The sequence below is a fragment of the Mycobacterium sp. RTGN4 genome, assembly GCF_033804635.1.
Taxonomy (GTDB): Bacteria; Actinomycetota; Actinomycetes; order Mycobacteriales; family Mycobacteriaceae; genus Mycobacterium.
Genome location: NZ_JAPZLB010000033.1, coordinates 1 through 10,093, shown reverse-complemented (window position 1 = coordinate 10,093; position 10,093 = coordinate 1). Strand labels below are relative to the sequence as shown.

11 protein-coding genes and 2 pseudogenes are annotated in these 10,093 nt (G+C 61.8%); 5 read left to right on the top strand and 8 right to left on the bottom strand.

Going from position 1 to position 10,093, the window contains the following annotated elements:
• Window positions 1–159 precede the first annotated feature (159 nt).
• Window positions 160–360: pseudogene (locus SLQ30_RS32820) on the top strand (ATP-binding protein); the annotation flags it as partial.
• 245 nt (window positions 361–605) lie between these two features.
• On the opposite strand, the gene SLQ30_RS32815 reads toward SLQ30_RS32820, so the two are convergent.
• The 3 genes from SLQ30_RS32815 to SLQ30_RS32805 are packed head-to-tail and all read right to left on the bottom strand — an operon-like array spanning window position 606 to window position 2,976.
• The gene (locus tag SLQ30_RS32815; protein ID WP_413468245.1) at window positions 606–1,355 is read right to left on the bottom strand and encodes an ABC transporter permease; all 750 of its coding nucleotides are present in this window, start codon (window positions 1,353–1,355) and stop codon (window positions 606–608) included.
• Window positions 1,356–1,360: 5 nt separating this feature from the next.
• Window positions 1,361–2,074, bottom strand: coding sequence for a fluoroquinolone transporter permease (locus SLQ30_RS32810; protein ID WP_319451212.1), 714 nt, complete (start codon window positions 2,072–2,074; stop codon window positions 1,361–1,363).
• The gene (locus SLQ30_RS32805) at window positions 2,071–2,976 is read right to left on the bottom strand and encodes an ABC transporter ATP-binding protein (RefSeq protein WP_319451213.1); all 906 of its coding nucleotides are present in this window, start codon (window positions 2,974–2,976) and stop codon (window positions 2,071–2,073) included. Before SLQ30_RS32805 ends, SLQ30_RS32810 begins: the two co-directional genes overlap by 4 nt.
• Before the next feature lie 184 nt (window positions 2,977–3,160).
• Here SLQ30_RS32805 and SLQ30_RS32800 point away from each other — a divergent pair, with 184 nt between their 5' ends.
• The gene (locus SLQ30_RS32800; RefSeq protein ID WP_319451214.1) at window positions 3,161–3,631 is read left to right on the top strand and encodes a GbsR/MarR family transcriptional regulator; all 471 of its coding nucleotides are present in this window, start codon (window positions 3,161–3,163) and stop codon (window positions 3,629–3,631) included.
• A gap of 61 nt (window positions 3,632–3,692) precedes the next feature.
• Here SLQ30_RS32800 and SLQ30_RS32795 read toward each other — a convergent pair whose 3' ends face one another.
• On the bottom strand, window positions 3,693–4,142 hold the full coding sequence (locus tag SLQ30_RS32795; RefSeq protein WP_319451215.1) for a hypothetical protein: 450 nt from the start codon (window positions 4,140–4,142) through the stop codon (window positions 3,693–3,695).
• Window positions 4,143–4,310: 168 nt separating this feature from the next.
• Between SLQ30_RS32795 and SLQ30_RS32790 the strand changes: the two genes are divergently transcribed.
• Window positions 4,311–4,913 carry a maleylpyruvate isomerase family mycothiol-dependent enzyme gene (locus SLQ30_RS32790; protein WP_319451216.1) on the top strand — a complete coding sequence of 201 codons (603 nt, stop codon included), beginning with the start codon at window positions 4,311–4,313 and terminating at the stop codon, window positions 4,911–4,913.
• A gap of 115 nt (window positions 4,914–5,028) precedes the next feature.
• Here the strand turns inward: SLQ30_RS32790 and SLQ30_RS32785 are convergent.
• A pseudogene (locus SLQ30_RS32785) lies at window positions 5,029–5,211 on the bottom strand (CrcB family protein); the annotation flags it as partial.
• Between the two features lie 198 nt (window positions 5,212–5,409).
• Between SLQ30_RS32785 and SLQ30_RS32780 the strand changes: the two are divergent.
• A complete protein-coding gene (locus SLQ30_RS32780; RefSeq protein ID WP_319451217.1) occupies window positions 5,410–5,856 on the top strand; it encodes a hypothetical protein in 447 nt (148 codons plus the stop codon).
• Window positions 5,857–6,781: 925 nt separating this feature from the next.
• Here SLQ30_RS32780 and SLQ30_RS32775 read toward each other — a convergent pair.
• The 3 genes from SLQ30_RS32775 to SLQ30_RS32765 form a co-directional block, all read right to left on the bottom strand.
• Window positions 6,782–7,141 carry a hypothetical protein gene (locus SLQ30_RS32775; RefSeq protein ID WP_319451218.1) on the bottom strand — a complete coding sequence of 120 codons (360 nt, stop codon included), beginning with the start codon at window positions 7,139–7,141 and terminating at the stop codon, window positions 6,782–6,784.
• A gap of 213 nt (window positions 7,142–7,354) precedes the next feature.
• Window positions 7,355–7,768, bottom strand: a complete 414-nt coding sequence (locus SLQ30_RS32770) for a hypothetical protein (RefSeq protein ID WP_319451219.1) — start codon at window positions 7,766–7,768, stop codon at window positions 7,355–7,357.
• Window positions 7,769–8,273: 505 nt separating this feature from the next.
• On the bottom strand, window positions 8,274–9,125 hold the full coding sequence (locus SLQ30_RS32765) for a hypothetical protein (RefSeq protein ID WP_319451220.1): 852 nt from the start codon (window positions 9,123–9,125) through the stop codon (window positions 8,274–8,276).
• 158 nt (window positions 9,126–9,283) lie between these two features.
• Between SLQ30_RS32765 and SLQ30_RS32760 the strand changes: the two genes are divergently transcribed.
• Window positions 9,284–9,829, top strand: coding sequence for a hypothetical protein (locus tag SLQ30_RS32760; RefSeq protein ID WP_319451221.1), 546 nt, complete (start codon window positions 9,284–9,286; stop codon window positions 9,827–9,829).
• The last annotated feature ends 264 nt before the right edge of the window (window positions 9,830–10,093 follow it).

Genomic DNA, 10,093 nt, shown 5'->3' with positions numbered 1-10,093 from the left:
AAGTCGACCAACGCTTCAGCCGGTAACGACGCTCACCGGCCGGCGGCTCGGAGAACAGAGTCCCCCTCGCCACGGATATCACGGGGAGGCGCGCTGTTCAATACCCATTAGCCGGTCCAGGACAGCCGGTGGTGGCCAAGCGGCTCGCCCGCTGACGGCGCCGGCGCCTACGAACGCCGCTCCCTGGCCATCGCCTCACACTGGCCGTTCGAACAATGGGGCCGATTCCTACCCGAACAAACCACCGCCGCCAGCATCCTCGACCGCCTCCTGCGCCACGCCACCATCGTCATCACCGACGGCGACTCCTACCGCATGAAAGACGCCCAACACCGAAAGGAGAACAACCAACCGACCTAAGAATCACCGCACGGGGTGGGTACTTTTATTCGGCCACCAGCGGGTACTTCCACTTGGCCATTGACACCCGTCAGCGCTGGGTGTTCCGTTGAGCCCGACGGTCAGTCGGGCTCGAGCCGCAGTTGGTGATGGAGGTCCGGCCCATGGTGCGTCAACTGGGTGAGATGTCGTCGAATTGAGCGCTGATCTGGCTGGCGCTCGGCGTGTTTCACCGAGGTTTGCTGGGCCGCCGCGCTGATTGTGTGTCAGGTGTTCTTGGCGAGGAAGCGGCGGAACAGTGGCCAGGCGATCGCGAGGTTGTAGGCCACACCCCCGAGGAGGTATGGCCACCAGGTGCCGTGGTCGCTGGCGACCCAGAATGCCTTGGCGGCCCAGTAGGGCGGCAGCACGCCGAAGGCGAGGTTCCAGCCGGAGTGGATGAACCATGGTAGGCAGGGCAGGCCGGCGATGAGCATGCCCAGGGCGCGGACTGCGGCTAGGCCCTGGATCTTGTTGTTGGCCATCGCCAGGATCAGCAGCAGGGTCACGACGGCCGATAGTCCGGCCAGCAGCCCGATCGGGATCAGGGCCGGGATGAGTCCCGGCGCCAGTATCCCGCTGAATGACATGGTCGCGATCACGTAGATAGTCGTCACGCCCAGCACCGTTGCCGCGCGGTACGCGAAGAAGGTGGACAGCGGGACCGGGGTTACCCGTAGCGCGGTCATGGTGCCGGCGTCGACCTCGTCCAAGACGAGGAAGGCGGCCAGCCCGCCGGTGATGATGATGCTGGTCAGTAACAGGAAGCCGGTGAGGATCAGCGGGTAGTAGGGAACGAGGTCGAAACGGTAGCGGTCGGCCAGCATCTCGGTGGCCCGCGGCGTGAGCAGGATGACGCCCGTGGTCCAGATGGCCGGGGCGAGGACGATCATGACTAGCAGCGGATCGCGGTAGGTCCCGCGCAGGTCGTTGCGGCCGAACGCGGCAAGTGCCCTGCCACCGACAGTTCCGGACATCACCATCACATCCCTCCTGACGTTGCGATGACGTAGCGGTCGAACCACGCCTTGGCCGCCAAATACAATCCCGCCGCGCACGCCGCGGGGTAGGCCACCGCGTACGCGGTCTGCCACGGTGTCAGGGCCACCTGCTCGAAGGCCGCGCCGAGCAGCAACAGCGGACCCTGCGTGGGGATGAGGTAGAGCACCGGGTTGGGCCACACGCCGGAGTAGTGCAGGATCGGCAGGCTCATGATCGTCAGCGGGATGGTCCCCACTAGGAACCAGTCGCTGACCGAGGCGAACGGCAGGGACGTGGTGAACCCGACGAGCAGCATCAGCAACGTCCCGAGCACCACCCCGACGACCAGCGGTGCCAGATGGTAGGCGAACCCGTCCGCGATGGTGGCCACGACCAGCGCAACGAGCAGCGAAATGCCCAGCAGAACAGTTAGTTTGGCGGCCAGGTACTCCCGGAACCGCAGCGGCGTGGTGATGGCCGCGCCCAGGGTGCGTTCCTGTTTCTCGAAGAAGACGGTGCCCGCGATGAAGAAGAACCCGATGATGGAGATGTCGCCCATCAGGATGTAAGGCTCGGCGACCGGGCGCAGGCTGGCGGGCATCGGCAGCAGCACGGCCAGCCAGATGAGTCCGGAGAAGACGGCCGCGTGCAGGAACCGCTGGCGGGCCTGAAGGGTCAGCTCGAGCCGCAGCGCGCTCGCCAGCCGGATCGTCATAGCGCCCGCCCGGTGACCTCCACGAAGACGTCGTCGAGGCTGGCTTCCTTGCTGTGGATGGTCTCGACGTGATGGTTGCGCAGCAGTGCGTGAAACGCCGGGTCGTCGGCCAGGCCGTCCATGCCGAACTCGGCAGCGTCGAGGCGGCCGTTCTCGGCGCGGTATTCCACCAGGACCAGCCGCCGGTTACGGGCGATTTTCAGCTCGGCTGGCGAGTCCAGGGTGACGATCATTCCGTCGACGACGAAGGCCACCCGATCGCAGAGCTCGTTGGCGGTCGCCATGTCGTGGGTCGTGAGGAAGATGGTGCGGCCGCGCGCCTTCAACTCCAAAATCATGTCTTTGACCTTGCGCGCGTTCACCGGGTCCAGACCTGAGGTGGGCTCGTCCAGGAAGAGTAGTTCCGGGTCGTTGATCATTGCCCTCGCGAACGTTAGCCGCATCTGCATTCCCTTGGAGTACTTGCCAACCCGTGTGTTGGCATCCTCGGCCAGGCCGACGACGCCCAGTAGCTCCATCGGGTCCAGAGTGGTGCTGTCGGCGTACAGCGAGGCGAAGAAGCGCAGGTTCTCCAGGCCGGTGAGCTTTTGGTAGTGGTTGGGCAGTTCGAAGGAAACGCCGACGCGCTGGTAGTAATCCGGACCCCAGGCCAGCGGGTCCTTGCCCCACACCGTGGCCTCGCCGCCGTGGCCGCGGAGTAAGCCGATCAGGAGTTTTTGGGTGGTCGACTTCCCCGCGCCACTGGGGCCGAGGAAGCCGAAGATCTCACCCCGCCCGACCGCGAAGTCCATGCCGCGCACCGCGGGCTTTCGTGCCTTCGGATAGCTGTAGGTGAGTCCACGGACCCGGATCACCTCGGTGGAGACACTCGCGGAGTGGGTTGCGGGCTGCAGAGTCGCCATGATGAGCTCAATTCCCTTCCGGGACAGAGCAGTGCGCCGGTCGGACCGCCGTCACCGCATGGATACGGAAACCAACATTGCCGACCAGACTTCCCGGCGCACCGTTACTCACTATACTGAGTTTTCAGAGATTATTGAAGACTCTTCGCGTCCCGAAGGGGGACAGTCGAGCCAGGAGGATGCCGTGAGCAAAGCTTCAGAGCGGCAGGAGGCCGCCGAGCAGCTCGCTCTTGTGCTGGCCAACCACGGGCTTCAACGGATGACCGCCCGGGTCCTGGCCACCCTGCTGTTCACCGAGCAGCCCACCATGACCATGGGTGAGTTGGGCGACCGGCTGCACGCCAGTTCGGGCGCCATCTCGGGGGCGATCAAGATGCTCACCCCGGTCGGCCTGGTCGAGCGGGTACCCGCGCCGGCCAGCCGCCGCGACCACTACCGGCTGCGCGATGACGCCTGGGCGGTCCTCTTCACCAACCAGAACGCGGTGATCTCAGCGATGCAGGCGGCCGCCGAGGCCGGGATCGCGGCCACCGGGAACGACAGTCTCGCCGGGCGACGCCTGACCCAGATGCGCGACTTCTACACCTTCCTGCTCGCTGAAATCCCGGCGCTGCTGGACCGCTGGCATCAGCAGTCGGCCCCCGCCCCCAAGTAGGCGTCGGCTTTGATGTCGGCGAGCCGTGATGCCAATTACCCGACTGACCGCCCCGAACGGGCTACCAGCCGAATTCGAGGTGGGTGAGCAGCATAGCCAGCGCCCACACGAACAGCGCTGTCATGAACAGGATCTCGCGCCACGCCAGAGCCGGTGTGGCCTGGATGGCGTAAGACATGAGTTTGCGTGGCGGTGCTGGTGTTTCGGGCATCTTCTCCGTCGGCAGCACGCGGCTGAAGCGGTGGAAGAAGACCTGGATGGTCAGCATCCCCACGACGAGGCCGGCGATGAAACTGAGGTAGGACATTTGCGTCAGCCACAGCAACACCACCAGAACCACCATGATGATCATGGTGACCGTGTCGTAGATGCTGATGATCCGCCCGCCACGCTCGTAATAGGAAGCGATCCTGCGGATCCGGATCCGGTATGGCACAAGGAAACCGACAGCGAACTTCACCAAACCTTGCACGCAGTACGCAATAAGCAGGATCTGCAAGGCCAGATACATCGTGGATCTCCATCCAGGTAGCGGTCAGAACGACGCCGACCAGACTTCCCGGCACACCAGCGCCAACCGTACAACCGTCGCGACGTTCCGGCCAGACCAACCTCAGGGATCCGTAGACTCCGGCGGCATGGCCGATGTTCCGCTCGACACCCAAGAGCGCCTTGAGTTGTGCGATCTCCTCGACGAGCTCGGTCCGTCCGTTCCCACACTGCTGGAGGGCTGGGCTGCTCACGATCTCGCTGCCCACCTCGTGTTGCGAAAACGCGATCTCGTTGCTGGCCCTTGCCTCGTACTACCTGGGCACTTCGGACGGTTCGCCGGGCGGCGTCGGGCCAAACTGGCCCAGAGCAAGGACTACGCTTGGCTCGTCGCGCGGATCCGGTCCGGCCCACCCATCGGGTTCTTCCGCTTGGATGGGTCCGCTGCTTGGCGAATCTCAATGAGTTCTTTGTCCACCACGGGGACGTTCGCAGAGCGAACCGTCATGGGCCGCGCAGCCTGACACCTGCCATGGATGCTGCCTTGTGGCGAAACGTTCGCCGCGGCGGTCGCTACCTGAGCCGGCGACTCCCCGCGTCCGGGCTCGAGATGGAGTGGGCCGGAACCGATGAGCGAGTGACGGTTCGACCAGGCGAGCCGACGGCGCGACTCAGCGGTCCGCCGGGCGAGCTCCTCCTATACGTCTTCGGGCGCCAGGCTGCAGCGCAGGTCGAAGTGAGTGGACCACCGGAGGCCGTTGCGGCGGTGCGTCGCGCGCACTTCGGGATGTGAATCCATCGCTCGCTTCGGCAGACCCCCGTGACAACAGATCGGACCTCGGCCAGGAAGCGGTCACCGCTGCGTTGCCGTTCACGGAAGTAGGTGATGAGTGTCAGGCAGTCCTCAATCACAGGTGTTCTCCGATCCGGTTGCCCGCCGCGGCAGCCGCCACACCGAACATGCTGCTCAACGCGATGTTGGCTGCGGCCGAACACATCTGGTGCTCCTCGGCGAGCCGGTAGCCCACCAGCATCCACGTCGAGAAGGTGGTGTATGCGCCGACGGCGGCAGTGCCGGCGAGCAACGCGGCAGTCGGAGGCAGCAGGACTTCATCGCCGTGCTGCAGCACGCGGGCAACAACGTCGTTGGCTGACCCTGGCGGAATTACGTGACGGTCGACAGTCGGCGAAGGTGCTCACACGACGATCGGCCGAGGTGTGAACAGATGGTGACCAACTGGTGAACCCGAAGCAGCTTTGACGCAACGGCACGTACATAACGTGCACTGATGACGGTGTCGCGGCGCGCACAGTACTTGTACGGCAAGAGCGTCGTCGACCTCAAACCATCCATATCGCAGGAACGACCTAGATCTCGAGCGCTGGAACCAACGCGGCGCGTGGGGCGTCCAGCGGGGCCGGCAGTTGATCCGGCCGCAGGTGCCTCGCATGGTGATCTGCGGCAGGCCGAGTACTACCAGGAGTTGCTCGAGGACCTCAGGGCAGCGGTCAACGACGAGTTAGCCCACCATTACGCGTCATTGGCGGCACGCGAGACCGCCGACGATGCATCCGGGGCCAGGCGTGCGCAGCGGATCATTCGTGTCAAAGAAACAGAACTCGCGGTTATCGACCAGCTTGCCGATGCGCTCATCTCGAGATTTCCGACGTCGTTATCTGTGACCGCTAATGCTATGTGTAAGACAGTTACTCACGTTGGCTTGAGGGGCGAGTAGTCACGTCGGAACTAAGTTAGTTGTCACGGATCCACCACCGCGATCGAGGCCCGTTGTCGAGGTTCGCAGCAGCCTCGCGAGGCCTCCGTCCCCGCGCCAGGTGGTGCCGTACCGATCTTGATATCGTCATTTGGAGACACGGTCGTCCTCGTTCAGAAGGATCCCCGAACCAACCTCAAGGCCGTTCTGCTTGCAAATGATCGTGCCGAGAAGGAACGCTTCAACCGGCATCTCGGCCGAGTGGGAGCCCCCGGCGCTACGCCGCCGGGAACAGCTCACTTCTCCCGACACTACTTTGGTGGCGGATAGACCGAGCGACCGATGGTCGCTGATAGCCAGCCGATCCACCAGCCGCCGCAGACGATCAGCACGGTCGGACCGCGACTGCAATCGAACGCAGTAACTCCGGCCAGAATCACGACCCAGACAACCGCGCATCCGATGCTGTACCCCCAGTAGGAATTCAGTCGTCGTCTCACGGATCCATTGTGCTCGTCGTGCGCATTCCGGTGTCCAAACCTCGCGACCGCCCGTCTTACAGGTGTGGATTCGATGACCCGCGGCTGACTGTCCGGTACGGTCGCACGGCATGCAGCCGACCATCGCGTTCCGCTCGAGCGTGACACGTCAGAACCCGCGGCCACGACACCGCGAGACGCGGTCAAGCGCAAGCGGAGCAGTTCTCGGATACTGCCGTTCCCTATTAGAGTCGCCGGTTCGATTCGGCCTAACGGTGAACGGGCGCAGGATGCGCCAAACCCCCAACTACTCCGGGGGGTCGATCAGTTTGCGCGCTGTATCGACAAGAAGAGTCGCGCTGGCTCTACTGAATTTGCGATAGCCGCCGATCAATGCGGTCATTCCAGGTCGTCAAAGCTGTGTCTACCCGCTGATCCCCTCACCTGGTGACACGTATGTGCAGGACTCATCTCACCGGGGTACCCAGCGTGGCGGTCGGCGGTGCGGGCGGTTGCGCCGGTCCCAACTTCGGTCCTAGCGGGATTTGCTGAAGGATCGTCGGGCTTTGCTGAAGGATCCTCGCGGCGTGGCAGTGCCCGTCTGCTCCCCAGGTTCCGTCGGACAGGACGCAGCACGTGCCTTCGTCACCGTTGTTGTGCATGCAGTTGTCGAAGACCTCGATATCCCAGTCGGCGCTGGCGATCGCGGTGTGCCCGAATGCGCTGGCCCCGATAACGAGCGACGCGGCGAGCAGCGCCGCGTGCGCGAAACTGCGTATCCCTGCGGCGGGGGCGTCGAGGGTGGTCGGGTTGTGGATGCTGGCCATGATCTCTCCTTTAGTGATCGCAGTCCATCGGTGAGCTGCCTTCACTAGGTGGGAGCGAGTTGGGACGCCAAGGGCGACACTTTTTTTGCGGCCCAGTTCTTGTCATCAGTCGGATTGCATGTGGGCCCGCCACTCTTTCGTCGGCCGCAGAGTATTCACCCACCCAGAGCATGCGAACAAACCAGAAAGACAACCTGCATGGACACGCGTAGGTCAGGTGAGACAACCCACACCGACCCCTTGGCCGGTGCGGACGCTGCATTGATTAGGTGTCGTTATAGCCGCGATCATCACCGGAATAACCGACTGACCGGCAGGCTTCTCGTTGTGCGGCACTCGAGGAAGTATTACTAGAAGAATTATGCCGACGATAAAGACAACAAGGCTTGTTAATAAGCGTAGAAGGTCCGGACCGTCATTTACCAGGGAAGACGAGAAGACCCGCGATACAAACTTGATGATATTCACTAGGGAAAAAGCTATCGCAACCACGCCCAAGACAAGAACGACACCAAATCTAAGGGGGTAGTTGTCGATAGGTACACGCGCAAAGCCTAGTACAGCAATAGAATCCGCAAATATCCCCAGTGCTAAGAAGAAATTCTCCGGCCCGCGTCCCTCGGCCACGAATTACGCCTTCAAAGTCCGGTCGGAATTCTTATGTGCACTCTCTAATGGGAACGCATTTAGCCGAATTTTTGTCGCTTCTCGTCGAAGGTAGCTCCACCGCTCCCGCTCGGCTACCTCGAGGTACGATTCATTTATCAGGCTAGCGAGGCGACCGGCGAGGCGCAGTCTTAGGTCGTATCGTGCTCGATGTTGCTGAACTCGCAACAATCTAAATAGCAGACTGAGCAGGACGATTGCGACCACAACTGGCACCACACAGTAGATTATTGAGTATAAGTAGCTAAAGGCGAGTAGTGACGCAAGCAGAGAAGCCACCACAACTACCACCAGAGACCAGATTGTGAACGTGCGACTCTCCTGGTAACGGTGTCGCGCGTCTGCCTCGGCAAGCATTCTCTCGGCCGCTTCGAGCGCCATTTCCAGATCGTCGTACCCATCGATGTGCTGCATCTTTCTGATAGGAGTTAGCCTCAGATCGTCTGCCAGTTCGTCGCATGGTTCCTCACCCATAGCTAAGCTCCTCTAAGTTTTGTGCTAAGCATGAAAGTGCCGCGTCACGCTGTCCGTCCGTAAGATGGGAAGGCGCAGAAATAGCGGGTGACGATGGCTGGAACCGGTACTCCGATGGGCGAGTAACCAATGGCGACACCAGATACTGCACCGTATTGTTGCCCACCGTGGCGATAAGATCAGCGCGATGATTGTCAAATTCACTTCCAGAGCCTGGTAAATAGCGCGCTTCTATCTCGCCTCGACCACCCCAGTACAGATCGGCTTTGTTTACGAGAACAAGCAACCATCTCGGCCGGGCTGTCGCATCTCGGGAGATCGTGATTTTCTGCTGAATGCCGATGCATATCTCCCTGAAGCTCTCTTGCTCCTGGTCGAGATTTCGAGCCCGGAGCCCGGCTATGTCGTACTTCCAGCCCTGATCGTTATTGCGAAGTTTGTCGGCGACGATGTCTGCATTCTCCGGCCAGATGTGATCGTATCCTCCACTAGCGACAAAAACTACGCCGTGCACCGGCGTTTGTGAATGAAATAACAAGTCAAGGGCTTCAAATCGCTGAGACGAATTTCGCCCAGGAACATTGTTCATCGCAAGGTGTCGGTGCAGGCCGAGGAACTGCCGGCTCCGCTCACTCGTCATGGCCATGTAGCCATGCTCGATCGCAGAGCTAGGACCGGTAGTCGCACCGCGACCTGTGAGGGCCGACCAGAGGTGCGTTTTTCCGACACCCGATGGCCCGGTAATTACCACGAAACTTTTGTGGATTGCAATCTTCTTCGTTTTGAACTTTGGCGGAGGGCCACCAGCCTCAATAAGGTCGACGGCTTCGGGCCACATGATCATGCGGCGAAGATACATCTCGACGAATGTGAGCGTTGTTCATTCCGCCACTATTGACCGAACGTGCGTCTTACACGCGCCAGGTGCGACCTGAATCGTGGTGCGGCCCCAGTTGAGAGTTCTCTTTCATCGCTGCCCGGCCGCGGCTTACGATCCGCCTCATGGGCACGTCGGGCGCAAACGTGATACCGGTCATTGCAATGGCGGTCGGGTCGCTGCTCTTAGCGGTGGTTGCCCTGCTCCTGCTCGTGGTTGTCGCGTACAAAAGGCGGTCTAAACAGCAAGCGAGTTCAGTTGCGAACGCAAAGCCGCGCCAGTCGGTGGTGAGTTGGCAGGCTGGGCGATGGGACACGGACCGCCGCCACGCATACGTTGCCAATCTCGGGAATGACGTCGCCTACGAGGTCAGCGTGACGGCGTATGACCGAGTCATTGGGACAGCTCAGAGTGTTCCGCCGTTTCGAGCCGGGCGGCTGTCTTCGACTTCGGAAGTCCCGTGCTACGTGAATTTCTGCTTCGATCAACGACTTGCGCAGGGTGCGTTCCGCGGTACAGAGGGGGTTTCTCAGATTGCCCTGGACAAAGCCGTCGATCCGGACCGATCTGAGTTCGTCGTCCAGGTCAGCTGGCGGTCCGAGCGCGGAGTGCGGTTCACCCAAACCGCCGGACCGATTGACCTCACCTGTTCCTTGTTCCCGCCGCCGTAGGCCGTGTCTCGTTACTAGAGATTCGAGGTCGATCGGATCCTGTCTCGAATCTCTTGACCCCCGCTGGTGCTGCGAGTGCGGGATTAAATGGTGCCGACGAAGGCTCGCAGCTGCTCGACTACGGCTGGTGTTGCTTCTGCGCCAAGTGCTGTTAGTGTCGACCGTCGCGTAATTCCCCCGGGGTGTCCGTCACGTAATTCCGCCACCCGGTGGGCCTCGGTGTAGGTCTACCGGGTGGGTTTGGTGTTGTCTACTGGCGCGCTA